Origin of the sequence: Sphingomonas silueang (genome assembly GCF_040049155.1) — a bacterium.
In the GTDB taxonomy this organism is placed as follows: domain Bacteria; phylum Pseudomonadota; class Alphaproteobacteria; order Sphingomonadales; family Sphingomonadaceae; genus Sphingomonas; species Sphingomonas silueang.
This window is the reverse complement of sequence record NZ_JBDZDK010000034.1, coordinates 1-24,670: the sequence shown is the minus strand read 5'-3', so window position 1 is coordinate 24,670 and position 24,670 is coordinate 1. Positions and strand designations below refer to the sequence as shown.

At 61.7% G+C, this 24,670-nt stretch carries 24 protein-coding genes and 1 pseudogene; 11 read left to right on the top strand and 14 right to left on the bottom strand.

What is annotated here, in order from left to right:
- Positions 1–79 precede the first annotated feature (79 nt).
- From acpP to ABLE43_RS20185, 8 genes are all read right to left on the bottom strand, one after another.
- Positions 80–331, bottom strand: a complete 252-nt coding sequence (gene acpP, locus ABLE43_RS20220; protein WP_348979949.1) for an acyl carrier protein — start codon at positions 329–331, stop codon at positions 80–82.
- Positions 332–406: 75 nt separating this feature from the next.
- Complete coding sequence (locus tag ABLE43_RS20215) at positions 407–706, bottom strand: polyhydroxyalkanoic acid system family protein (RefSeq protein ID WP_348979948.1); 300 nt, start codon at positions 704–706, stop codon at positions 407–409.
- A gap of 14 nt (positions 707–720) precedes the next feature.
- Positions 721–1,146: a PaaI family thioesterase gene (locus tag ABLE43_RS20210; RefSeq protein WP_348979947.1), complete on the bottom strand. Its 426-nt coding sequence runs from the start codon at positions 1,144–1,146 to the stop codon at positions 721–723.
- Positions 1,147–1,154: 8 nt separating this feature from the next.
- Positions 1,155–2,081 carry an electron transfer flavoprotein subunit alpha/FixB family protein gene (locus ABLE43_RS20205; protein WP_348979946.1) on the bottom strand — a complete coding sequence of 309 codons (927 nt, stop codon included), beginning with the start codon at positions 2,079–2,081 and terminating at the stop codon, positions 1,155–1,157.
- Complete coding sequence (locus tag ABLE43_RS20200; RefSeq protein WP_348979945.1) at positions 2,078–2,827, bottom strand: electron transfer flavoprotein subunit beta/FixA family protein; 750 nt, start codon at positions 2,825–2,827, stop codon at positions 2,078–2,080. The genes ABLE43_RS20205 and ABLE43_RS20200 overlap by 4 nt, the downstream gene beginning before the upstream one ends.
- Positions 2,828–2,870: 43 nt before the next feature.
- Entirely contained in the window at positions 2,871–4,661 is a 1,791-nt protein-coding gene (locus ABLE43_RS20195) for an acyl-CoA dehydrogenase C-terminal domain-containing protein (RefSeq protein ID WP_348979944.1), read from the bottom strand.
- A gap of 43 nt (positions 4,662–4,704) precedes the next feature.
- Positions 4,705–7,056, bottom strand: coding sequence for a 3-hydroxyacyl-CoA dehydrogenase/enoyl-CoA hydratase family protein (locus tag ABLE43_RS20190; protein ID WP_348979943.1), 2,352 nt, complete (start codon positions 7,054–7,056; stop codon positions 4,705–4,707).
- Complete coding sequence (locus tag ABLE43_RS20185) at positions 7,053–8,192, bottom strand: thiolase family protein (protein ID WP_348979942.1); 1,140 nt, start codon at positions 8,190–8,192, stop codon at positions 7,053–7,055. Before ABLE43_RS20185 ends, ABLE43_RS20190 begins: the two co-directional genes overlap by 4 nt.
- A gap of 228 nt (positions 8,193–8,420) precedes the next feature.
- On the opposite strand from ABLE43_RS20185, the gene ABLE43_RS20180 reads away from it, so the two are divergent.
- The 5 genes from ABLE43_RS20180 (at position 8,421) to ABLE43_RS20160 (ending at position 13,863) form a co-directional block, all read left to right on the top strand.
- Positions 8,421–9,725 carry a DUF3422 domain-containing protein gene (locus tag ABLE43_RS20180; protein ID WP_348979941.1) on the top strand — a complete coding sequence of 435 codons (1,305 nt, stop codon included), beginning with the start codon at positions 8,421–8,423 and terminating at the stop codon, positions 9,723–9,725.
- 167 nt (positions 9,726–9,892) lie between these two features.
- On the top strand, positions 9,893–10,297 hold the full coding sequence (locus ABLE43_RS20175) for a DUF2147 domain-containing protein (RefSeq protein WP_348979940.1): 405 nt from the start codon (positions 9,893–9,895) through the stop codon (positions 10,295–10,297).
- A gap of 40 nt (positions 10,298–10,337) precedes the next feature.
- Positions 10,338–11,639: an OmpP1/FadL family transporter gene (locus ABLE43_RS20170; RefSeq protein WP_348979939.1), complete on the top strand. Its 1,302-nt coding sequence runs from the start codon at positions 10,338–10,340 to the stop codon at positions 11,637–11,639.
- Positions 11,640–11,653: 14 nt separating this feature from the next.
- Positions 11,654–13,306 (top strand): long-chain-fatty-acid--CoA ligase, encoded by a 1,653-nt coding sequence (locus tag ABLE43_RS20165; protein WP_348979938.1) that lies wholly within the window; start codon positions 11,654–11,656, stop codon positions 13,304–13,306.
- A 146-nt stretch (positions 13,307–13,452) separates the two neighbouring features.
- The gene (locus ABLE43_RS20160; protein ID WP_425475296.1) at positions 13,453–13,863 is read left to right on the top strand and encodes a MerR family transcriptional regulator; all 411 of its coding nucleotides are present in this window, start codon (positions 13,453–13,455) and stop codon (positions 13,861–13,863) included.
- A gap of 771 nt (positions 13,864–14,634) precedes the next feature.
- On the opposite strand, the gene ABLE43_RS20155 is transcribed toward ABLE43_RS20160, so the two are convergent.
- Together ABLE43_RS20155 and ABLE43_RS20150 are read right to left on the bottom strand one after the other, a co-directional pair.
- On the bottom strand, positions 14,635–14,817 hold the full coding sequence (locus ABLE43_RS20155) for a hypothetical protein (protein ID WP_348979937.1): 183 nt from the start codon (positions 14,815–14,817) through the stop codon (positions 14,635–14,637).
- Between the two features lie 600 nt (positions 14,818–15,417).
- Positions 15,418–16,488, bottom strand: a complete 1,071-nt coding sequence (locus ABLE43_RS20150; protein WP_348979936.1) for an MBL fold metallo-hydrolase — start codon at positions 16,486–16,488, stop codon at positions 15,418–15,420.
- 249 nt (positions 16,489–16,737) lie between these two features.
- On the opposite strand from ABLE43_RS20150, the gene ABLE43_RS20145 reads away from it, so the two are divergent.
- Complete coding sequence (locus ABLE43_RS20145) at positions 16,738–17,463, top strand: hypothetical protein (RefSeq protein WP_348979935.1); 726 nt, start codon at positions 16,738–16,740, stop codon at positions 17,461–17,463.
- A 360-nt stretch (positions 17,464–17,823) separates the two neighbouring features.
- Positions 17,824–17,994 (top strand): transposase, encoded by a 171-nt coding sequence (locus ABLE43_RS23210; protein WP_425475295.1) that lies wholly within the window; start codon positions 17,824–17,826, stop codon positions 17,992–17,994.
- Between the two features lie 244 nt (positions 17,995–18,238).
- Here the strand turns inward: ABLE43_RS23210 and ABLE43_RS20140 are convergent, their stop codons facing one another.
- A complete protein-coding gene (locus tag ABLE43_RS20140; RefSeq protein WP_348979934.1) occupies positions 18,239–18,970 on the bottom strand; it encodes an SDR family NAD(P)-dependent oxidoreductase in 732 nt (243 codons plus the stop codon).
- A 135-nt stretch (positions 18,971–19,105) separates the two neighbouring features.
- Between ABLE43_RS20140 and ABLE43_RS20135 the strand changes: the two genes are divergently transcribed.
- Entirely contained in the window at positions 19,106–19,468 is a 363-nt protein-coding gene (locus ABLE43_RS20135) for a winged helix-turn-helix transcriptional regulator (RefSeq protein ID WP_348979933.1), read from the top strand.
- On the opposite strand, the gene ABLE43_RS20130 is transcribed toward ABLE43_RS20135, so the two are convergent.
- On the bottom strand, positions 19,453–20,340 hold the full coding sequence (locus ABLE43_RS20130; protein WP_348979932.1) for a LysR family transcriptional regulator: 888 nt from the start codon (positions 20,338–20,340) through the stop codon (positions 19,453–19,455). The two genes, ABLE43_RS20135 and ABLE43_RS20130, sit on opposite strands and share 16 nt — an antisense overlap.
- 105 nt (positions 20,341–20,445) lie before the next feature.
- Between ABLE43_RS20130 and ABLE43_RS20125 the strand changes: the two genes are divergently transcribed.
- The 3 genes from ABLE43_RS20125 to ABLE43_RS20115 all read left to right on the top strand — a co-directional run bounded on the left by ABLE43_RS20125 (position 20,446) and on the right by ABLE43_RS20115 (position 23,463).
- Positions 20,446–21,312: an SDR family oxidoreductase gene (locus tag ABLE43_RS20125; protein WP_348979931.1), complete on the top strand. Its 867-nt coding sequence runs from the start codon at positions 20,446–20,448 to the stop codon at positions 21,310–21,312.
- Between the two features lie 242 nt (positions 21,313–21,554).
- A complete protein-coding gene (locus ABLE43_RS20120) occupies positions 21,555–22,958 on the top strand; it encodes an IS1182 family transposase (protein WP_348979960.1) in 1,404 nt (467 codons plus the stop codon).
- Positions 22,959–23,175: 217 nt separating this feature from the next.
- Positions 23,176–23,463: a hypothetical protein gene (locus ABLE43_RS20115; protein WP_348979930.1), complete on the top strand. Its 288-nt coding sequence runs from the start codon at positions 23,176–23,178 to the stop codon at positions 23,461–23,463.
- Between the two features lie 53 nt (positions 23,464–23,516).
- Here the strand turns inward: ABLE43_RS20115 and istB are convergent, their stop codons facing one another.
- Both istB and ABLE43_RS20105 read right to left on the bottom strand, forming a co-directional pair.
- Positions 23,517–24,245 carry an IS21-like element helper ATPase IstB gene (gene istB / locus ABLE43_RS20110; protein WP_348979929.1) on the bottom strand — a complete coding sequence of 243 codons (729 nt, stop codon included), beginning with the start codon at positions 24,243–24,245 and terminating at the stop codon, positions 23,517–23,519.
- A pseudogene (locus ABLE43_RS20105) lies at positions 24,232–24,670 on the bottom strand (IS21 family transposase); the annotation flags it as partial. The pseudogene ABLE43_RS20105 and the gene istB, both read right to left, overlap by 14 nt.

Genomic DNA, 24,670 nt, shown 5'->3' with positions numbered 1-24,670 from the left:
ATACCGCGTGATCCTCGTACTTGCGCTGGTCTCCATCGCCCTCCCTCGATGACATTGGCCGGGCCTGATATTCTACCGCTTAGCCGTAAGCCCTGACCGCGTTCACGGCGTCCTCGACCGTTTTGATTTCACCCAGCGCCTCGTCAGGGATCGTGATCTCGAACCGATCTTCCAGCGCCATCATCAGTTCCATGACATCCAGGCTGTCTACACCGATATCCTCATAGAAAGAGGCGCCCAGCGCAACTTTATCAGTGTAGATGCCAAGCTTTTGGACAATGACCTCAAGGACGGCATGAACAATCTCATCCATATCGACGACCTCAGCCACATTTAAGATCAGAGCATGATCCTTTCCGCGTGAACAAAAATCGGCAAAATATGATATTGGCGCGGCTATCCAGTTTTATGTCTTGGCCAGCATTTTCTGGGCGCTCGTCTTAATAAAATCCGAAATCTGCCCGGACATCATTTTCAGGAAAAGTGGCACGCTGACGTCGCCGCGGATTTGGTGGTCCTTAATGTCGAGCTGCACCGGGATATTCTGCCCCATTGCGACGATGACCAGCCGCAGCGAGTAGTCCGATGCCCACTCGGAAGTAAGCGAACCGCCTCCAGGGATATGCGCCGCAAGCTTGGGCAAGCCGGCAACGATCCGGCTCTTGGCTTCGGCTGCACCAAGGCTGTGCGGGATAACGACTTCCATATCTTCCTTCCTGTTCAGGCCGCCCGATCGACGAGCAGCAAGGTCGATGTCGCGGAGGCGTAAAGTTTGCCAGACGCATCGATCAGACGCGCTTCGGTATGCGCTACTCTCTTGCCCATCGACACCACCTGGCCGATGGCGCGGATCATCCCCACCCCCTCCTTCAAGGGCGCATGATAAGCAATCTTGAGTTCCAGCGTGACGCTATTGATCGGGACTTGCGCCGCTGAATTGGCCGCAATGCCGCAGGCCGAATCTAGCAGTGTCGCGGCATAGCCACCATGCGCGATCCCCATGAAATTGTAAGTCTGTGAGGTCGGCGTCGCAACAAAGACGACCTTCCCCTCCTCCGCCTCAAGCAGATCGATGTCGAACAGGTCCATCATTGGCGGCCGCTCGCCGGCCGCCATGAACTGTTCGATCTCTTCCAGACCGGTCATCGATTACCTCAGAGCTTGTTCGTGAGTTCGGGAACGATCTTGAACAGGTCGCCGACAAGGCCGATGTCGGCGACCTGGAAGATCGGCGCATCCTCGTCCTTGTTGATGGCGATGATGGTCTTGCTGTCCTTCATGCCGGCGAGGTGCTGGATCGCGCCCGAAATGCCGATCGCGACATAGACTTCCGGCGCCACGATCTTGCCGGTCTGCCCGACCTGATAATCGTTCGGCGCATAGCCCGCATCAACCGCGGCGCGGCTCGCGCCGACGCCCGCGCCCAGCTTGTCGGCCAGCGGATCGATAACTTTGTGAAACTGCTCCGCCGAGCCCAAAGCGCGGCCGCCGGAAACGATGATCTTGGCGGACGTGAGCTCCGGACGCTCCGACTTGGCGATCTCGGCGCCGACGAAGCTCGACAGACCCGCATCGCCGCCCGACGCCGCCTCGATCGCGCCCGAGCCGCCCTCGCGGGACGCCTTCTCGAAGGCGGTGCCGCGAACGGTGATGACCTTCTTGGCGTCCGACGACTGGACCGTCGCAATCGCATTCCCCGCGTAGATGGGTCTCGTGAACGTGTCGGCGCTTTCTACCGAGAGGATGTCGCTGATCTGCATCACATCGAGCAGGGCGGCGACGCGTGGCGCAATATTCTTGCCGTTCGAGGTGGCAGGCGCGAGAAACGCATTGTAGCCGCCCATCAGCGCCACGATCGCGGGCGCGACATTTTCGGCCAGCGCATGTGCGAATGCGGCATCATCCAGCACGATGACCTTGGCGACGCCGGCGACCTTCGCAGCCGCCTCCGCGACGCCGCCCACGCCCGTCCCGGCGACGAGCAGAGCCACCTCGCCGAGCTTGGCGGCGGCGGTGACGGCCGAAAGCGTCGCGTCCTTGACCGCGCCACCCTCGTGCTCAACCCAAACCAGTACGCTCATGCCGCCACTCCCAATACCTTGAGCTTTGCCACCAGTTCATCGACATCGGCGACCTTCACGCCAGCCGAGCGCTTGGCCGGTTCGGCCACCTTCAGCGTCTTGAGACGCGGCGCGATATCGACGCCGACATCGGCGGGGGTCTTCTGCGCGAGCGGCTTGGACTTAGCCTTCATGATGTTGGGAAGCGAGGCGTAGCGCGGCTCGTTGAGGCGCAGATCGGTCGTTACGATCGCGGGGAGCTTGAGGCTCACCGTCTCGAGGCCGCCATCCACTTCGCGGGTCACCGCGACGGCATCACCCGACACCTCGACCTTGCTCGCGAACGTGCCCTGCCCCCAGCCGAGCAGCGCCGCCAGCATCTGGCCGGTCTGGTTGGAATCGTCGTCGATCGCCTGCTTGCCCAGGATGACGAGTCCTGGAGCCTCGTCGGTCGCAATCGCCTTGAGGATCTTGGCCACGCCAAGTGGCTCGACCTCGTCGTCGGTCTGGACGAGGATCGCCCGATCAGCGCCCATTGCGAGCGCGGTGCGGAGCGTCTCCTGCGACTTGGCAGCGCCGATCGACACCACGACGATTTCGGTCGCGACACCCTTTTCTTTGAGACGGATCGCCTCTTCGACGGCAATCTCGTCGAATGGATTGATCGACATCTTCACATTTGCGAGGTCGACTCCCGTCCCATCCGTTTTCACGCGCGGCTTCACATTGTAATCGATAACCCGCTTAACGGGCACAAGCACCTTCATGGCACAATCCTACTTTGAGTTGCGATGCAGCCTTGTCGGTCGGTCAAAACGCTTCGTCTTCCAATGCCATCAGCGATTTCTTGCCGGCCTTGATCGCCAGGAAGCTGGCGGTTGCCTGAGGCAGGATACGCTCGAAGAAGAACGTCGCCGTCTTGATCTTGGCATCGTAGAAGCGCTTGTCCTCACTGCCGAAGAAGAGCTGCAAACCCGCGATCTTGGTTGCCTTGGCAAAACAATAGCCCATTGCCACCAAGCCCATCAGACGCAGATAGTCCGCCGACGCCGCGCCCGCCTCTTCCGGATCCTTGAGTGCCCGCTGCGCGACCGTGGCTGTCGAAAGCTGCAGCGCGCCAAACGCCTTGGCGAGCGCCTCGATCATCGGCTTCATCGGTCCGTCGACATCATTTTCTTCGATGAACGCGGATACCGGATGGAAGAAGCTGCGCAGATAGCGTCCCATATGCGCGCCGAGCTTACGGCCGACGAGGTCGAGCGCCTGAACGCCGTTCGTTCCCTCATAGATCATGGTGATCCGGGCATCGCGGGCATATTGCTCGACACCGCTTTCACGGATGTAGCCGTGACCACCATAGCATTGGACCGCGAGGTTCGCGCTGTCGAACGCAAGGTCGGTGAAGAGCGCTTTGACGACAGGGGTCATGAGCGCGATGAAATCGCTCGCACGCTGGCGCACTTCGGGTTCGGGTGAATGTTTTTCCGCGTCCAGAGCGCGCGAGACCCAGGCCGAGAGCGCCCGGCATCCCTCATTATAAGCCCGCATCGTCATCAACATGCGGCGAACATCGGGATGGACGATGATCGGATCGGCTGCCTGATCGGGATATTTGGGTCCCGAGAGCGCCCGGCCCTGAATACGGTCCTTGGCGTACCAGGCGGCCGCCTGGTACGCCGCCTCGCCTACACCCAGGCCCTGGATGCCGACGGAGACACGCTCCGTGTTCATCATCGTGAACATGGCGGCCATGCCCTTGCCAGGCTCACCGACGATCCAGCCAATCGAATCGTCAAAGTTCATCTGGCAGGTCGCAGAGGCCTTGAGCCCCATCTTGTGCTCGATCGCGGCGCAGGCGACGCCGTTCGATGGCCCTGGCGTTCCATCCTCCCTAGGCAGATATTTGGGCACGAGGAACAGGCTGATGCCCTTCACGCCCTTAGGGGCGTCGGGCAGGCGGGCGAGCACGAGGTGAATGATGTTGTCGGTCAGATCATGTTCGCCGGCTGAGATGAAAATCTTCGAGCCAGTGACCTTGTAGCTGCCATCTTGCTGCGGCACCGCGCGGCTGCGCAGAAGCCCAAGATCAGTGCCGCAATGTGGTTCGGTGAGGCACATCGTACCAGACCACTCGCCGCTCACCATCTTGGGAAGATAGGCGCGCTTGAGATCGTCGCTCCCATGACCTTCGATGGCCGTCGTCGCACCATGGGTCAGCCCAGGATAGAGACCAAAAGAGAGATTAGCCGAGCAGATCATCTCCTCCACCAGCTTGTTTACCGCTTCGGGTAGCCCTTGCCCGCCCCATTCGGGATCGGATGCGAGCGCGGTCCAGCCCCCTTCTGCAAACTGCTTATAGGCTTCCGGGAAGCCGGCGGGTGTCCGCACGACGCCATTTTCCAGGTGGCATCCTTCCTCGTCGCCCGAGCGGTTGATCGGCAACAGGACGTCGCGACAGAAGCGGGCAGCTTCCTCGAGGATCGCGTCGGTCAAATCCGGCGTGAACTCCGACAGCGCGGGAATCTCGCCGAAACCGTCATCCTGATGGAGTTCATTGAGGACGAAGCGCATGTCGCGCAACGGAGCATCATAGACTTGCATGTTCGTATCTCCTGGCCGGCCGGTCGCCGCCGCCGGCCGCCAATCAGTTGCGCAACGGCTTTCCGGTTACGAGCATCTGCTCGACACGCGCCTGCGTCCGCGGATCACGCGCCAGCTGCATGAAAGCCTTGCGCTCAAGCGCGAGCATGTCCGCTTCCGAAACGACGTCGACTAGATCATTCTCGCCGCCGGTGAGAACGTCCGCCAGCATTCCGGATACGACGCCGTCATAGGATGTCGCGAGGCCACGCGCCTGGAACCCTTCGACGGCCATCGAAAGCGCGGCCTTGCCTCCCGCGCCGGGCAGGCGGAATTCCGGAGCCACAGGCGGTTTGTAACCGTCCGCCAGTTCCAGCGCTTTCGCCTTGGCGTCCGCCAGCAGACGGTCGCGGTTCATCGTAATGCCGTCCGACGGACGCAGGAAACCATGCTCCTTTGCCTCGGCGGCCGACTTTGCCACGGTGGCCGTCGATACCGTCTCGAAGACCTTGGCGACGGCCGGCATCGGTCCCTTGGGCATGCCCGGATTGGAGCGCCAGCGATCGATCATTTCACCGCATCCGCCCCAGCCAGGGATTAGGCCCACGCCGCATTCGACGAGACCCACATAGCTTTCGGCATGGGCCTGCACGGCATCACTGTTGAGCAGGATCTCGCAACCACCGCCCAATGCCATGCCGGCCGGCGCGCTTACGACCGGGAACGGCGCATATTTAAGCGCCTTGTACGCCTGCTGGCCGCCCGCGACGAGCTTCTCGATCTCGCCCCATGCCGCGATGTTCAGCGCGAACAGGGCAAGGCCGAGATTGGCGCCGGCGGAGAAATTGCTGCCCTCATTATAGACGACGAGCGCCTTGAACTTCTCCTGGACCACCGGGATCGCCTGACCGATCAGCTTCATCACATCGCCGTCGAGCGCATTCATCTTGCCGGTGAACTCAAGGCAGGCAACGCCGTCGCCGACATCCCAGAGCGCCGCCGAACCATTTTTGAGGATCGGCTGGCTATGGAGCTTGATATCCTCCAGCAGCAGAACGCCCTCGGGCCGCACGACATCGCGATAGTCGCCGGCGGCATCCAGATATTGCCGACGGCCATCCTGCACCCGGTAGAAAGGCCGTTCGCCAGCTACCTTGAGGATTGCGGGAACGTTGCGCCCCTCGGCGGTGAGCCGTTCGGCGAGCTTGCCCGGCCCGAGGCGATCTATCAGTTCGAACGGCCCGAACTTCCAGTTGTAGCCGAGCTTCATCGCGTCATCGATGGCGACGATGCTGTCCGCAGCTTCACCGACCAGCCCCGCGGCGTAGGAAAGAACCTTGCCGAGGATTTCCCAGGCGTAAGCGCCGACCTTGCCGGGCGCCGCGACCAGTGCAGCCAGATCCTTCTCGGCCCGGCCCGGCAACGAAGCCGGCTTCACCGATACGCGATATTCGCCGGTCGCGAGATCGAGCGCTTTCTTGGTCTTCGTCGCCTTGTCGAACGCGTAGAAACCGCCCTTGCCCTTGCGGCCGGTAAAGCCTTCCGCGATCATCCTGTCGACGAGCGGCATCGGCCTCACCGTGTCGAAATAGGCGTCGCCTGCCGGCAGGGTCGAGGACAGGCTCTTCGTAAGCAGCGGCATCAGGTCGACGCCGACGAGATCGACCAAGCCGAAAATGCCGGTCTTGGGCACGCCCATCGGCTTGCCACCGATCTGGTCGGCTTCCTCAACCGTCAGCCCCTGATCCATGGCTGCATTGATCGCGACGGCCAGCCAGTAGGTGCCGATACGATTGGCGATGAAGCCCGGCGTATCGCGCGCCGGCACGATGCGCTTGCCCAGCTTGCGATCGACGAAATCCGAGACGCGCCGCGCCACCTCCGCATCGGTGTCAGGGCCGGTCACGATTTCGATCAGCCGCATGTAACGCGGCGGATTGAAGAAATGCGTGATCAGGAAATCCTGTTTGAACTGATCGCTCCGTCCCTCGATCAGGTGACCAAGCGGGATGGTCGAGGTATTGGACGAGACTGCGGTGCCCGGGCGCTTGAGCTTCTCCAGTTTCGCGTAGAGCGCCTGCTTGATGTCGAGCCGTTCGACGATCGCCTCGACGATCCAGTCGCATTCGGCCACCCGCTCGAGATGGTCGTCGATATTGCCCGTTTCGACCAGCTTTGCCGCAGCCTTCGACATGAAGGGCGCAGGATCGGTCTTCAGCATCTTCGCAACCGCGCCCTTCGCCACGGCGTCACGATCGCCGCCCTCCTGGGGCACGATGTCCAGCAGGAGCACCGGCACTCCGGCATTGGCGACCTGCGCTGCGATGCCGGCGCCCATGACGCCTGAGCCGATCACGCAGACCTTACTGATGGCTTCCGGCGGGGCGCCGACTGGCTTGATGGCCTGCTCGCTCATTCCGCCGCCTCCAGCACCGTGGCGATGCCCTGACCGCCGCCAATGCACTGGGTGGCAAGCGCATAGCTGCCGCCTTCGCGCTTCAGCAGAGCGGCGGCCTTGCCGACGATCCGCGCACCCGTGGCGCCCAGCGGGTGCCCAATCGCGATAGCCCCGCCGTCGAGATTGACCTTCGACTGGTCGAGGCCCAGATCGCTGATGCAGGCCAGTGACTGGCTCGCAAAGGCCTCATTGAGCTCGACAACATCGAGCTGGTCGACAGTAAGGCCGGCCCGCTGCAGCGCCTTGCGCGAGGCCTCGACCGGTCCAATGCCCATGATCTCCGGCTGGCAGCCCGACACGGCCACGGACTTGATACGCGCGAGGATCGGCAGGCCGTGCGCCCGGGCATAATCCTCGCTCGTGACCAGGATTGCGCTTGCGCCATCGGTCAGCGGCGAGGACGTTCCCGCTGTTACCGTGCCATCCTGGCTGAAGGCCGGCTTCAGCCCAGCGAGGGTTTCCGTCGTCGTGCCAGGGCGCGGCGTGCCGTCCTTGTCGACCACGCCCGCCTTGGTCGTGATCGGCACAATCTCGGCCTCGAGCTTGCCGGCCGCGATCGCGGCGGCCGCCTTGTCCTGACTGGCGACAGCAAAGGCTTCCTGCTGCGCACGGCTGATCTGATATTTGGTGGCGACATTCTCAGCCGTGTCGCCCATGCCCATATAGGCGCCGGAGTTCTTCTTCGCGAGCTCAGGATTGGGCAAGGGGTTGAACCCCATCATCGGCACCCGGCTCATCGCTTCCACGCCGGCACAAATGAACGCCTCGCCCGCGCCAAGCTGGATCTGGCCGGCGGCGATATGCACCGAACTCATCGACGAGCCGCAAAAACGATTGACGGTCATGCCGCCGACCGAAAGCGGCAGATCGGCGAGAAGCCCGATCAGGCGCGCCACGTTGAGGCCTTGCTCACCTTCTGGGAAAGCGCAGCCAAGCACAATATCCTCGATATCCTGGGCCTTGACGCCAGTCTGCCCGATTAGACCGCGGATGACCTGGGCGGCGAGATCGTCAGGACGAACGCGAGCAAGAGCGCCCTTCCCCGCCAGATGGAAGGGAGACCGGGCATAGCCCGCAATTACCACATTACGCATCGATCGTAACCTCTCCGAGAATCGCACATTGCCATTGACCTAATGGTGCGCATGATGACCTATACGTCAACTAGAATCTTTGGCACATGGAGTACGTCTGGACGTGCGCAAGCGATTCGAAGCCCAGGCGTGCGGGGGGGGGGGAAGACGGTGGCGCGACCGGCGGGCAGTCGCGCAGAGCGGACGCCCGCGCCAGACCTGGCCGAGGTCCGACGAAGGAAGGCGCTCATGCATTTCTCCGAGCATCCGCAACGGCGCCAGATCGTCAACGAGATGCATCTGCGCCGATTTCCGCGCCTCGATCCGCCGGCGGTCGCTTATCAGATCGTCAGGCTCGTCGGTGATGCCGTGCAGGACGAGGAATGGGACGCGCTCGAACGATGTTCCGGCGCCTCTTTGGATCGGGGCACCCGGCACCTCGAACTGGAATGGTCCGAGGGCTGTCGGATCGGCTGGGAAAAGCATAGCGAAGCCATAACGACGACCGTGACCGGCGTTCATTTGGCAACGGAGCAGGAGCCATGGACCTTGCCCGGCGTCGGTCCTCTGGCCGCGGCGGTCGACTGGATGACATGTCTTCCGGGGTATGTCGTCCGTGCGACCCAGATCTTCATCGTCACGGACGACAGCGGCGCTGAAGCTCTGGCGCAGCGTGCAAGCTTTCATCCCTCCGACCTCATATCCTGCCTCGTGGGCGAAAAGATTCGTATCTGGACCGATTTTCGTATTCACGATGAAGGCTTCGGGCGCCTCATCATATCGGCCAACGGAGCGGGCGACGGCGAGCTCTCCCGCAGCATCCAGCGGCTCCAGGAACTCGGTAACTATCGCAATCTGTCCCTGCTCGGTCTCCCGGTCGCGCGCGCCGGCTGGGCAAGGCTGGATGTCATTGAACGCGATCTCGACGAAACCGGTCGCGCACTTGTTGGAACCGGTCAGAGCGACGACATGCTGCTCGCGTCGCTGTCCAGCCTCACCGCTCGTCTCCTTGCCCTGTCGAGCGAGACCGATCAGCGCCTCAGCGCCACCTCCGCCTATGGCAAAATCGTCACCGAGCGACTGGCTGAGCTCCATGTCCGAGCGATCGCCGATCATCAATCGCTGGGCGATTTTATCGGACGCCGCTTCTACCCGGCCGTGCGTACCTGCCGCGATTTCCAGGCGCGGCTTGCCCAGATCAACCTGCGGGCTGCGCAGTTCACCGCGCTCCTGCGCGCGCGTATCGAAACCCAGATCGAAAACCAGAATGCCAGGCTTCTGGCTTCGGTTGATCGCAGCGCGCGGATGCAACTGCGCCTGCAACACCTCGTCGAAGGCCTCTCGGCCATCGCAGTGAGCTATTATGCGCTCGGCCTCGCCAGCTACCCGCTCAAAGCGATCGAAAAGCTCGTACCGACTTTCTCCGCGACATTGGTGCTCGGGGCTTTCGCGCCCCTCCTGTGTGTAGGCGCCTTTGTCGCAATGGCGCAGGCGCGCAAGCGTGCAACCACAGACCTTCCGTCTGCCGTGCATCCCGCTCGCAGCAGCGATTGACACCGCAGCAAGGCGACTGAGACCTAATCGGCATCTTGTTGACGCTTTATGCGCTTGACTAACCTATACGTCACTTAGAAGGTAGGGGCAGGTCGATTCGCCGAAAATCGCATCGATCGTGAGCAAGACAGCCACTTCAAAGCGGCGCAACAATCCACGGAGAGGGTATGTCGATAGTCCTGATAGCATTGGCAGCAGCAGCGATCCTGCCCGCGGATACCGTCGTGGGCCGCTGGCAGACCGAAAGCCGCCACGGGATCGTCGAGATCACGCGCTGCGGCGCGTCGATCTGCGGCACGCTCATCAGTTCAGACGGCATCCGAGGCAATCCGCAGTTGCGCGACGAGAAGAACAAGAAGCCAGAGTTGCGCACACGCGAACTACGCGGCCTGCAGATTCTCCAGGGCTTCCACTGGAGTTCCGACAGTTGGTCGGGGGGCAGCATCTACAATGCCGAGGACGGCGGCACCTATGGCGCAACGGTGACGATGGTCGATCGCGATCATCTCAAGCTCAAGGGCTGCATCGTCTGGCCGCTCTGCAAGACGCAAACCTGGGTCCGGGTTCGCTAGTCTGCAAGGATTTCAAGGTTCAACAAAAGGGAGGTGGAGCATGCGGGGTAAGTGTCTGAAGATCGGGGCGGCAAGTTCGGCCTTGATGGCCGGTCTGTTGGTGCCGCACATGGCGCAGGCACAGGGCTTCTATCTGCAGGAGCAGTCGGCGCGTGGCGCAGGCCGCGCTTTTTCCGGCGAGGTCGCCGATCAGGGATCGCAATCCCTCTGGTGGAATCCGGCCGCGATCGCCGGCATCGAGGGGATCGACGCGCATATCGCTGCGAGCGCCATCCTGCCCAAAGGCTCGGTCGACAACGTCAGTACAGCGATTGTCCGTCCAAGCCAGGCTCCCGCGGCCATCGGTGGCGACCAGCGGTCGCGCAACCCGATCAATAATGGACTCCTGCCCTCCGGCGCTATCGCGGTCGCGCTATCGCCGCAGCTAGCCGTTGGCCTCACCATCGCATCGCCGTACAGCTTCACGACCGATTACGAAGCGACGAGCTGGGTGCGCTATACAGCGGACAAAACGAAGCTGCGCACATACGACATTCAACCCTCGGTCGCCTTCCTGCTGACGCCCAATCTGAGCATCGGCGGCGCGCTCAACGTCGAATATGCAGATGCGACCCTTTCCAACTATTTGCCCAACCTCTCGCCGCTCCTCGCCGATGGCCATCAGGAACTCGACGGCAATGGCTGGGATCTGGGTTGGTCGGCAGGCGTTCAGTATCGCGCGGGTCCAGTGTCCCTCGGCGCAAGCTACAAGTCGAGCGTCAAGCACACGCTCAAGGGCTCGATCACGACCACGGGTCTCCTGGGACCGCTCGCTGGGCAGAATAGCGTGATCAACACCGACGCGACCTTCCGAACGCCCTGGCAGGCGATCTTCGGCGCACGGGTTGCCGTGACGCCAAAACTGACGCTCAACGCCCAGGCGGTGCGCATGGGCTGGTCTAAGTTCGATGCGATTCGGCTCGGTGCGCCGCTCAACGCCGCCATCCCGGAGAATTATCGCGACACATGGAGCCTGGCGGGCGGCGTCGATTATGCGGTTTCGCCGCAATGGACCGTCCGCGCTGGCGTGCAACATGGGCAGACCCCCACGCAAGACGGCAACCGCGACGCGCGTGTGCCTGACAGTAACCGCTGGAACTTCGCTGCGGGGACAAGCTACGCGGTCTCCTCCCGTTTCACGATCGACGCGGCTGCCGCCTACATTGCCTTCAAGGATGCAACGATCGACAGGACAACCGCAGCCTACGCTGGAACAGCCGTGCAGACCCCGATCATCGTCAACGGCAAGCTCGAAGATGCGCATGCCGTGGTGCTGTCGCTCGGCGGACATTTCCACTTCTGATGCTGGAGGCAGCCATGGTGGAGCCCGCCTTCAGCGAATTGCCCCTTCCGGAGAAGCCGCCGATCCCCCGGCGGCTCCTGACCGACCTGCTCGACAACGCGGTCAAGCTGTATCCCGAGCGCCCGGCTATCGACTTTATGGGGCGTTGCTGGAGCTATGCCGACGTGGCGAAGCTCGTCCAGCGTGCCGCACGGGGACTGCAGGATCAGGGCCTCAAAAAGGGCGACCGCTTCGGCCTGTGCCTGCCCAATTGTCCCTATTTCGTGATCCTTTACTTCGCCGCGCTGCGCGTCGGGGCGATCATCGTCAATTTCAACCCGCTCTACACCGAGCGCGAGCTCGAGCATCAGATCAAGGATTCAGGCACCCGCATGATCGCGGTGCCCGACATCCGCATGATCCACGACAAGGTGCAGGCGGTCGCGCCCCGCGCGGATATCGACAAGATCGTGCTTTGCGGAATGCGCGACATGTTGCCCAGCCTGCAGGGGCTTGGCTTCATGCTCTTCAAGCGCAAGGAGCATGCGACAATCCTCGACGAGCGCCTGCATGTCCGCCTCAATGCATTGCTCGCCAATCCGGCATCACCCGACCCCGTCGCGACCGATCCGGACGACGTGGCCGTTCTGCAATATACCGGCGGCACGACCGGTGTTCCCAAGGGTGCGATGCTCACTCACGCTAATCTGACCGCCAACAGCGCGCAGATGGTCGTGCATGTCGGCGGCCTTCGCCCTCAGCAGGAAAGGACCCTGGGCGTCCTGCCCATGTTTCACGTGTTCGCGCTGACCACCGTCCTCAACTTCTCGGTGGAAATCGGCGCCGAGATGATCCTCCTCCCCCGCTTCGAAATGAAGCAGGTGCTCAACACCATGAAGCGCAAACCCCCGACACAGTTCTTCGGCGTACCGACGATCTACGTGGCCCTGAACGGTCTTCCCGATGAGGAAGTACCCGATCTTTCCAACGTGCGCGCGTGCATTTCCGGTGGCGCGCCGTTGCCGCTCGAGGTGCGCGAGCAATTTGAGGCGCGCACGCGCGCCAGGGTGGTCGAAGGCTACGGCCTCTCCGAAACCGCTCCGATCATCGCCTGCAACCCACTGTTCGGGCTGGTCAAGGACAATAGCTGCGGCCAGCCCTTCCCCGGCACCGTCATCGAGATCCGCGATCCAGAAAACCCCTCGCGCATGCTTAACCAAGGCGAGCGGGGCGAGGTCTGTGCGCGTGGTCCGCAGGTGATGAAGGGTTATTGGCAGCGTCCGGACGAGACAGCTGCAGTATTCGTCGACGGCGCGCTACGCACCGGCGACATTGGATATCTCGACGAGGACGGCTATCTGTTTCTGGTCGATCGCATCAAGGATATCATCTTTTGCGGTGGCTATAATGTCTACCCAAGGATCATTGAGGACGCAGCCTATCAGCATCCCGCGGTTAAGGAAGCTGTCGCCATCGGGATACCCGACGCATATCGTGGTCAGTCGCCCAAGCTCTTCATCGCCCTCAACGAGGACGCGAGCCTGACAGCCGACGAGCTCAAGGCGTTCCTCCAAGATCGCCTCAGCAAGATTGAGATGCCCAAAGCGTTTGAATTCCGGGATAGCCTGCCCAAGACGCTGATCGGAAAGCTCTCCAAGAAAGAGCTGATCGAAGAAGAAAACAAATAGCTCGCGTGCGCATCGATCCCCTGCCAAGCTGCCTGGCAAGTTTAGATGTCGGCGTGGCTTGGAGGATGGGAGTACCCGCTATGGAGAGAGCACTCCGCCTTGGTCAGGACAATGGTCAAATTTCTGTGGCGTCTGCGGATGAGTCGATGGCTGTCCGCGAGCGTCGAAACCGGGTCGAGGCGGACAACAGGGTGCAGGGCATCCAGGATGTCGCCAAGGAACTCGGCCTCACACTTCGAACGCTTCGATTTTATGAGAACGAGGGACTCATCTTTCCCCAGCGGGTCGGAAATACGCGGGCCTATTCAAAGCGCGAGATCGGACGTATCCAGCTCATCCTGCGTGGCAAGCGGCTGGGTTTCTCGATCAAGGAGATCAAGGAGTTTCTTGATCTCTATGACGCCGATCCCGATCACAAGGAGCAGATGGAACGGCTGGTCGCCCGCATCCGGGAAAGGCTGGTTGATCTGAAGCAGCAGCGTAACGCCCTCGACCTGACTATCGATGAACTCACGTCAATCGAGAAGGACGCAATCGCGAAATTGCGCGGCAAATAGTTTTACCCGCCTGACCTGCATGCTGTGATCCGGCGATCCAGGATTGGTTTGCTCCTCTGAGGAGCATCTCGCTGCGGGCCGGGGAATTCGCAGTTGAACCGAGGCGAGGCCGCCGATGCTGCTGATGACGCTTTGGCAGAAGCCGAGGCGCGACTTCTTACCCATCCTCCACTATCCGGCCAACCCACACTCTGCCCGAGCGCTGACAGTCACAAGGTCGTTGCAGGCTGGGGTTCGCGCGCGATGAGGCATGATAGGCGAACTGTTCTCGAAACGCGCTCATACATGACGTTGTTCAACCGTCTCCCTCCTGAGGGAGCAAAGGGCCGTGACGAGTGAGGACGTCAGTTTAAAGCGTGCTAGGATTTCGGGCATGCCTCGGTCTCTGAAGCGGACGGTTCAGCTTGTTGGCAACCCGGGACCACCATTTTGAGACGTAATCGTCAATCTACTGACGATAAGGTTGCAATCTTCGCAATTGCAACATTAATTGCTGCGGCGCATCAAACGTATGCCTTTCAGGCATCCTCTCCTAAACTTTGGCCGGCCTTGCGCCGGCCTTCTTTATCAGGCGGTGTTGCGATAGTAGCTGCCATAGGCAGCTACATTGCGATTATTGTCCCCGGAGAGACGCCAAATTGTCAAAATAGCAGGGCAATCTGACAGGGTTTCTCAACATCCTCTCAATCGGCGGCGCATTATATATCGACTTTACTCTTGAGCTGCACTGGCGCTATCTGACGCAATATTCTCCAACTTGCTTTATGCGCGTTATACCTCGACGTTAGGATACTTACTAGGGTCGAGAACAGAAATAGCTCGCGCGACAGCGTCGGCTGCACTTTGTGCTCCCGCGTCTTTTAGCAAAAGATAAGCGATTTGCATGTGGTCTAAGGCGCGCAGAGCCTTGACGATTGGAAAATTCTCCACCGCATGGCTTTGTTCATCGCTCATTTAATGATGCTCCCGCAACTCAGATCTCGTTCACCATTGGCAGGAAACGCGCCAGACAGCGCTTCCTTACTAAGCAAATTTGCTTAACGTTGATTATGGCAACCCAATAGCATTTTGATGTCGATGTAATACTTTGGTCTTACTCGGCAACCGGGACAGGTCGGTGGCGTTCGCGTTCCTTCGTACTGCCTGATGGAAGACACGGCGGAGAACTGAAAGCTACGGCTGCGACATTAGGGTCTGCAGCTCCGTGCTTGAACGATCCAGCTCAAATTGAGTCGGCTGTTCTCAGGACCTTTCCGCTGGCTCAGCGCGATCCATTTGGCGCATTGCAGCGGCAGTCTAGCGGCCGATATTGCGTTCGACAGAAGGCTGAGTGAGCACACTAGGCCTAATCCGCGTCTTGAGGAGATTCAGGCGGGAAAAGTATCCACCTCCCATGCCGGAGGTCGCAATATGCAAACTGTCGAACCCACCATCAGCTTCTCGCTCGACCAGCGAGTCCGATGGTTGATCGGGAACGCAGCTATTAGGCCGGTTCGGATTGCGAAGACGGTGGATTCATATCCCAGCCCGGTGTCTATCGACCATCAAACGGCATCAGCTTGCACCAAATGTATAGCTGGCGCCGACGATCGAACGGATCACTTTCTGCGGCATGGCGGCAAGAGCCGCGGCGATGAACGTCTCGCCGGTGCAATGACCGGGAATGATATAATCAGGATCGATCGCCTGCATCAGGGCCAGCGTCTCCAGCGCCTGATCGCGCGTCTGCGGCGGCACAAGGTGGAATCCGCCGACGATCGCGTGAACCTTGTCGATCCCCGACACTGCTTGTGCCCGCCGGATGGTGTTGATGATGCCGCGATGACTGCACGAGCCGATAACGACAAGGCCGCGTCCAGCTACGTTGAAGACGGTGCCCAGCTCATGTTGCGCATCGTCGACGACGAAGCTCTTATCGCGTTTCGGGGGGTCGAGCAGGTTGCGGGCGCAGTTCTGGCCGGGCAGCATTCCGGTCGGTACGCGCGGACGTTCGGACGACACGAAGGGTATGAAGCCCGTCGTGAAGCCCTGGTCCGCTACGATTCCGGGATCACCGGACACGAGAAGATCGATGCCGGCTTTCCGGATCATAGGCCGATCAAGTGCGCCGAAGGATGAGCCATCAGGATCGGTGCCGCGAATGCGGGCGCAGAACGCTTCCTCTCCACCAACGAACAAAGGTGTACCGCGCCGTATCTTCCCGGTCGCGAGCAGGCCATCGAGACCGCCGAAATGGTCGTAATGGCCGTGGCTCAGAACCATCGCGTCGATCATCTCCGGCGCTACGCCGAGGAGGGCCATGTTGTTGAGCAGGGCGGCCGACGTGTACCCAAAGTCGATTAGAATGGTGCGCGCTATGTCGGCGGCGGACGATCTGACCAGAAGCGAATAGCCCCATTGGCCGGCAAACGCGGTATGGTAATCGGCTGTGATCGGCGGTGGCACGACATGAATGTCGGGCCGCGTGATAGAAGCGCCGAAAACGCTCGTCGTGCTGTCCGCGAGGACGGTCAGCTGGAGGCGATCCACTACCGGGACCGGAAACGTACCGGCTGCGAAAGTTGGGAAGGCGGGCACCATCGACGCGCTCGCCAACGCCATAAAAGATCGGCGACTCAGTTCCACACCACCCCCCATGATAGTACAAGACTTGCTGCCATATTCGGCTGATCAGCGAAAGCCGGCTGAAACGACCACCCTCCGACGCGCTCTTGCGACTGAGATCAGCGCTCGCAATACGTACATTTGTGTCGCAGTAGGTCTCTCGAGAAACTAATGGAGTGGGATGCAACGGATTAGCCGATGTTTACAGACATACCTAAGACTTTGTTTTTTCTCAATCGGAAGAAGGTTCTTTAGATCAAGGAGTTAGGCATGGCGACGCTAGCGAATGATGCACGCGCGGCCCACGACCCGGAACATCGATTCTTCGGGGCCATGGCATTCGTGATCGCCGCAGCGACCTTCGTAGGGTTCGCCCCGAGCTATTATCTGGCTCCGGTCTTCGGGGCGAAGCCGCTGTCGGCGCTGCTCCACATCCACGGCGTTGTCTTTACCGCCTGGATATTGATCTATGTCGCACAGACATTGCTGGTCTCAGCGAAATGCACTGACATCCATCGCTTCGTCGGGCCGGTCGCCGCGGTGCTGGCCATCGCGATGATCCCGCTGGGCGTCGCGACCGCGATAATAACGAAGCAAGTCGCAGCGGCCCATCATATGCCGCCGCAAGGGCCACCTTTGGTTTTTCCGCTGGGTGCTATTCTAACGTTCACAGTGCTGACTTGCGCAGGCTTCGCAGCGCGCAAGCGGCCGGCATGGCACAAACGGCTGATGCTGCTCGGAACGACAGCGATCCTGACGACGCCGCTCGCACGAATTACGCGCTTCACCCATGTAGCACTGAGCCCGGCATTGGGAGGAATGATCCTGACGGACATCTTGCTGACGGCTTTGGCGGTCCACGACATCAAGACGCGCGGCAAGCTACATCTAGCGACGACTTGGGGTGGCGGCTTTTTCATCGCAACTCAGGCTCTACGGCTCGCTCTCAACGTCACTCCCGCTTGGCAGGCATTCGCCAAGGGGTTGACGGTCTAGATATTCGAGCCCGGCATCGAAGACGCGGTTCATTCGCTCGACCTACACATCGAGTCATTGGTGATGCCGGCTTCTGGTCCGCCGAGGATGTTGCCCGTTTATATAATCAAACAACTTCCGATTAGGAAGGATGGGCTGGAAGCCAAGGCGGGATCAGCCTTTTCGCTCCTGTCCCTGAGGTAACTTCTCAACATCTTGTCCCCGAATGTATTTTGGCGAAACGGCCCGTCAAAGATGGAGAAACGGCACTGCTGCGACCGCCTGAAACGACCGGTTTTAGTAAGCCGTAGCCATCCGCTAAACGACCACCCCATCACGTCGGACCGGATGGAAAACCGCATCTAATCCAATTCAGGTCTGATGGAGATCAGGCGATGTACCGTTGAGCATCCTTTTGGCACGATCAAACGAATGTCGGGCGGCGGCAGGTTCCTGACGCGAGGGTTGAAGTCATCGAAAGCGGAAGCCGCTCTATCGATCCTGGCATCCAACGTCCTCCATGCCGTGGACGCCTCCGGCATTCGAAAATGATCGGGGTCGTCTGATCTTCCGACCCTTCGGGCCGGCTCTGTAGTTGGGTAGTTGGGGCGCTGCGAATTTCTGCATAGCCTGCCCCAGGCTGCGCGAAAACGATCCGCTACGAATGAAGATCACTCGCGACGGCTATCGACCAAAATGCATCGTTCACCGATCGGCGTTTGAACGGCAGCGTCCGCCACGAACTGCCATTCACTTGTTCCACTCATATCGCCCGCTGCTCACCGAGCAGCTTTTGTCAGACCTGTCCCATTCCTCCATCCACAAATAGCTCCGCTCCGGTGGTGAAACTCGCCTCATCGCTGAGCAAAAACACGGTCGCGGCCGCTACCTCTTCCGGTCTTGCCATGCGGCCGAGAGGGATCGGTGCGATCAGCGTCGCGCGCACCTCGTCGGGGACGCGCGCCATCATCTCCGTGTCGGTCGGACCGGGCGCGACCACGTTCACGCGAATGCCTCGCGGCGCGAGCTCCGTCGCGCAGGTACGGGCGTAGGATCGCAGCGCGGCCTTGGTTGCGGCGTAAGTGCTGTAGCCGGGGACGCTGATTGATCCGGCCACCGACCCCATCAGCACGACACTGCTCCCATCGCGCAGGGTATCGAGCGCAGCCTTGAGACCATATACGGTCCCCCGCACATTCACGTCAAAATGCCGGTCGAAATGATCGGTCGTGATGTCGGCCAGCGATGCGGGTTCGCTGATGCCGGCGTTGAGGACCAAGGCGTCGATATGGCCATGCCCGTCCCGGATCGTGGCCATCACGCGCTCCAGATCCTGCGGCGATGCGGCGTCTGCGACAAGGCCGGTCGCCCCGTGGCCGATCTCCTCGACCGCCAGATCGATCTCATTGGCTGCGCGACCGGTAAGCATGACGGCGGCGCCTTCCACCGCAAGCCGCTTTGCAACCGCCAGCCCGATACCCTTTGCACCGCCCACCACCAGAGCCGCCTTGTCCGCCATTCGATACATTCGCGCTTTCCGTCATAAAAAAGACGGGCCACTAGATATATGATGAATATCTGCTATCAAGAACGCACTATGACTAGCGTAGATATAGCCGAGGATACCGAACTTGCCTGTGTGGCGCAGAGGGCGTTGTCGGAGATGGCGCAAGTCCGACCGGTACTCGACAAGATCGCGGACAAGTGGACGGTCCTGATCCTCATCGCGATCTGCCCCAAGCCTGCGCGGTTCAACGAGATCAAGCGACGGCTGAACGGTATTACCCACAAGGCCTTGGCCGACGCGCTGAAGCGCCTCGAGCGGAATGGGTTTGTCACGCGGACCGTCCTCCCTACGGCTCCGATCGGAGTCGAGTATGCGATCACGCCGCTTGGCCATTCGCTGCGGCAGCCGTTCGAAGCGCTGTGCGGTTGGGCGCTCGCTCATGGTCGCGAGATAGACGACGCGGGCGGCCGCTACGATGCTGGCCAGAACGCAGCCCGGCGCGCTCAGGCGTCGAGATAGGCGGCAAGCTCTTCCGGCGCGGCGCGGGGAAAGGCGCGGCGCAGGTGATCGAGGAAGGCGGACACCCTGGCGTTGAGCAGCCGGCGCGACGGGTACAGCGCCCATAAAGCGATTTCCGATCCCGCCACGTCGCCCCAGTTCACCAGTCGCCCGGTGTGAATGTCTCCGAGCACCAACGACAGCGGCAGGCGCGCCACGCCCGCGCCCGCCCTCACGGCGTCGCGGATCATGACCAGCGACGACAGGCGCAACGCCGGCTCGATTTCGATCTCCCTGGGCCCGCTCGGCATAACCGCGGTCCAGCTTCGGGCCGCGTCGCTCCCGCGCACCAAAGCCGGCACGCGCTTTCCCGGCATGCTCGGCAGGTCGGGGGCGGCTACCACCACCAATCGATCGTGCAGGAACGGCCGACCGACGAGCGACTCTTCCTGCGCGGGGTCGACGCGGATCACCAGGTCATAGCCTTCCTCGATCATGTCGACCGGTCGATCTTCCGTCGTCACCTCTAGCCGGACGTCTGGGTAGGCCCGTGCGAACTCGGCCGCCAGCCGCCCCATCGCCGTCTGCGCAAACAGCAAAGGCGCGCTGATCCGCAGGCGCCCGCGTACCCGCTCGCTACCGGATGCGATAGCAGCGGCGGTCTCCTCCAACTCGGTCAGCAGTGCGCCGGCGCGCTCAAACAGCGCGCGTCCTTCCTCGGTCAGCTTGAGATCACGCCGTCCGCGCTCGAACAGCCGCAGATCAAGCGCCGCTTCCAAATCCCCCACCCGCCGGGACAGCGTGGCCTTGGGACGGCGAGCGGCGCGCGCGGCCTTCCCAAAACCCCCGTGGCGGGCAACGAGCGTGAAGTCGGCAAGCGCAAGCAGGTCCATGTCGTTCCACCAGTGAGACGCTGAGTCCAGATTACGCGTCTATTTGCGCCGCGATGGATCACGCATCTTGGCCCAGTCAGCAAGACAAATGAAGGAGCGAACATCATGACCATTCTCGTAATCGGAGCTACCGGCCGCGTCGGGCGCCATGTCGTCGATCAGCTGATGAAGCGCGACGCCGGCGTGCGCGTCCTGACCCGCGAGCCCGCCAAGGCCGGCTTCCCGCCGAGCGTCGAAGTGGTGCAGGGCGACCTGCTCGACATCGACGCACTGCGCGCCGCCTTCTCGGGCATTCGCACGTTATTCCTGCTCAACGCGGTGACGGGCGACGAATTCACCCAGGCGATCATTACCCTTAACGTCGCACGCGAGGCGGGCGTCGAGCGGGTCGTCTATTTGTCCGTCTTCGGCGCTGACGAGGCGGTCAACGTCCCCCATTTCGCGGTCAAACGCGGCGCCGAACGGATGCTGGAGGTGATGGGCTTCGGCGCCACCATCCTGCGTCCGACCTACTTCATCGACAACGAGGTGATGGTGAAGGACGTTATCCTTCAGCACGGCGTCTATCCTATGCCAATCGGGGGCAAGGGTCTCGCCATGGTCGATTCCCGCGACATCGCCGAGATCGCGGCAATCGAGCTGGTCCGTCGTGAAACCACGCCGAGCAAGCTACCGATCGAGACCATCAATCTGGTCGGCCCCGACACGCTGACCGGCACCGACGTGGCGGCGATCTGGTCGGACCTGCTGGGGCGCCCGGTGGTCTATGGCGGTGACGATCCCCGCGGGTTCGAGGCCAACATGGCGACGTTCCTGCCGAAATGGACGGCCTATGAGATGCGGCTGATGGCGGAGCGCTACGTCAACGACGGCATGATCCCGCAAGACGGTGACCGCGAGCGCCTGGTGAACATGCTCGATCGGCCGCTGCACAGCTATCGGGAGACCGCCGTCCGGATTGCCGCTGCCTGACCCGACCATACGGCCTGACTTGCCTGCCGCCGGCATGCTCGCCTGCGGCGGGCACTCTGCCTTTCGCAACCTTGAACGACAGCTATCCCAAAGATGTTGCCTTATCCCTCCTTTAAGAACAAGCGCAGGATGCACCTTTTTGCCCTGCCGAAAACAGCTGGCGCCTCGTGACTGCTACCGACCGAGGCTGTGTAAAAACGCCGTTTGATGGTAGAGTTTTCCGGGTTCCGGGAGGCTTGATGATGGGCCGTTTCGTGGAAGCAGAAGACCGTCGGCAGGATTTTCTGCTGCCGGCATCGCTCGATGATTATGTAGCCGAAGATAATCCGGTTCGGGTCGTCGAGGCGTTTATCGACGAGCTGGATCTGGTCGCAAAGGGCTTTGCCGGGGCGACGCCGGCACATACCGGGCGCCCGGCATATCATCCTGCGACGATGCTCAAGATCTACCTGTACGGCTATCTGAACCGGATCCAGTCGAGCCGGCGGCTGGAGCGTGAGGCGCAGCGCAATGTCGAGCTGATGTGGCTGACCGGCCGACTGGCGCCGGACTTCAAGACGATCGCCAACTTTCGCCGGGATAATGGTCCGGCGATCCGCGCAGTCTGCGGCCAGTTCGTCCTGCTGTGCCGCCAATTGAGCCTGTTCGGGCAGGCAACCGTCGCCATCGACGGCAGCGAGTTCAAGGCGGTGAACAACCGCGATCGAAACTACACGGCGCACAAGGCGGCCAAGCGGATCGAGCAGGTCGAGGCGAGCATCGACCGGTATCTCGCGGCGCTCGACCGTGCCGATCGGGAAGCCAGCGACGTGCCGCAGGGACGAGTGGAGCAACTCCGCGAAAAGATCGCCGGCCTGCGCGGCCAGATGCGGTTCCTGAAGGAGATGGCCGCGCAAGTCGAAGCTGCGCCCGATCATCAGGTATCGCTGACCGATCCGGATGCTAGGTCCATGAACAGCAGCGGTCGCGGCACTGGAATTGTCGGCTATAATCTGCAGGCAGCGGTGGATGCTGAACACCACCTCATCGTCGCGCATGAGGTGGTGAACGAGGGCAACGACCGAGCGCAACTCGCGCCGATGAGCCGGCTAGCCCAAGCGGCCATCGCCGAACCGGAAATCACCGTGCTGGAATGCGAAGGCACGGGCATTTTACCCTGCGTGCCCAGAACCGACACATCCGGCAAAGCCCAGCGCGGCTTATTCACCAAGGCCGACTTCGCGTACGATGCCGACCACGACCATTATACCTGTCCGGCCGGCGCCCATCTGACCAAGGCGCGCTCGCGATCCGACCATCATGGCGACATCGACCATTATCGCAACCTCGCCGCATGCCACGGTTGCGCCTTGCGCCCACGCTGCACGACCGAGAAAGTGAAGCGCGTAAAACGATGGACGCATGAAGCCGTGATCGATGCCATGCAGCGGCGGCTAGATATGTTGCCCAATGCCATGGGCATCCGGCGCCGGACCGCCGAACATGTGTTCGGCACACTCAAGTCCTGGATGGGAAGTACTCATTTCCTGACCAAAACGCTCAAGAACGTCAGAACCGAGATGAGTCTCTGCGTACTCGCCTACAACATGAAGCGGATGATCCAAATCATGGGCATCCAACCCCTCATCGCAGCAATCCGGACCTGACCGGTCGCGGATTTCCCGGGTGTCCGCCCGCACCGATCACCGGAATGCCTGCCCACGGCATCCACCTCGGGAGCGTTTCGACACAGCCTCGACCAAAGATGGTGTATCGCGGCGGCTGCATTTCGCCCGTTGGATGGTGAGATTGCAGCCCCTTCACATACGATGCCTGGATCGGGGTCGAGCCTGACCTCGCGCATCGAGGGAAGGAGTGAGAGCGATGGCACATTTCGTAGGTCTGGACGTCTCGGTGAAGGAGACGTCAGTGTGCGTTGTGGACGATGCCGGCAAGGTGGTGTGCGAGCGCAAAGTGCCGACCGAACCGGATGACATTGCCGTGCTGCTGACGTCGGTCGGCGGGGATTATGCGCGGGTTGGGATCGAGGCTGTCAATCGGCGTCCAAAAAGGACCCCCTATCGGCGTGCAAAAGGGACCCCCTTCGTCGAGCAGCGTGACGGGTATGACGGGCGCACCGTTCGCGCTGGTTGCGGCGTAGGGCGGGCGTAGCCCGACCGGAGGCGCAACCAGCGCGAAGCGTTCTCTGCCGGTGGTCCTGGGCGTCAGCTGCGGTGCTTGAAGCGCCAGCTGTCGTTGCCCGTTTCGACGATGTCGCAATGGTGGGTAATGCGGTCGAGCAGCGCGGTGGTCATCTTGGGGTCGCCAAAGACGGTCGGCCACTCGCCAAAGGCGAGGTTCGTGGTGACGATGACCGAGGTCTGCTCGTAGAGCTTGCTGACGAGGTGGAAGAGCAGCTGGCCGCCCGAACGGGCGAACGGCAGGTAGCCAAGCTCGTCGAGCACCACCAGGTCGAGCCGGGAGAGCTGGGCTGCCAGCGTGCCGGCCTTGCCAAGGCGCGTTTCCTCCTCAAGCCGGTTCACCAGATCAACCGTGTTGAAGTAGCGCCCCCGGGCGCCGGCCCTTACCACATTGGCGGTGATGGCGGTGGCGAGGTGCGTCTTGCCGGTGCCCGTCCCACCGACCAGCACGACGTTGCGCCGGCCCGGAAGAAACGAGCCGCTGTATAGCGAGCGCACCAGTCCCTCGTTGATGGGGGTGTCGTCGAAGACGAAGGCGTCGAGGTCCTTCACCGCGGGCAACCTGGCGGCTGACATCCGGTAACGAACCGACGCTGCATGGCGGTGCGTCGCCTCGGCGCGCAGCAGGTCTGTCAGGACCTCCATGGTCGTGCGCTTGCGCTGCAGCCCAGTGGTCACCGCCTCGTCGAAGGCACCGGCCATGCCCTTCAACCCCAGCTCGGCCATGGCCGCCATCATCTCATGCCGCTGCATGGAGTCCCCGCAGGCTGTCGTAGCGACCGCAGTCGGCACGCGGTGGGTGGCGCAGCGCCAGATCTTCGGGCGTGACAATGGTCAGCGGTCGTGGCGGTTCTCGCCTGCGGGCCAGAATGTTGACGATGACGTCGTCGCTGGCGGTGCCGGCCAGCAGCGCCTCGCACACGGCCGCTTCCACAGCCCCCAGCCCGTCATCGAGCACGGCTGCCAGCACCCGCACGAACCGCCGGTCGGCATCGTCGCCGGTGCCAAGCTTGCGCCGCAGTCGTGCCAGCGCAGGCGGCAGCTGCCAGCCCTGGAACGGTGCGCCGTTGCGCAGGGCACCCGGCTTGGTCGCCAACACCGGTAGATAATGCCACGGGTCGTAGATGGTCCGGTCGCGGCCGAAGAACCGGGGATGGTCGGCGACGACTTCACCGTCG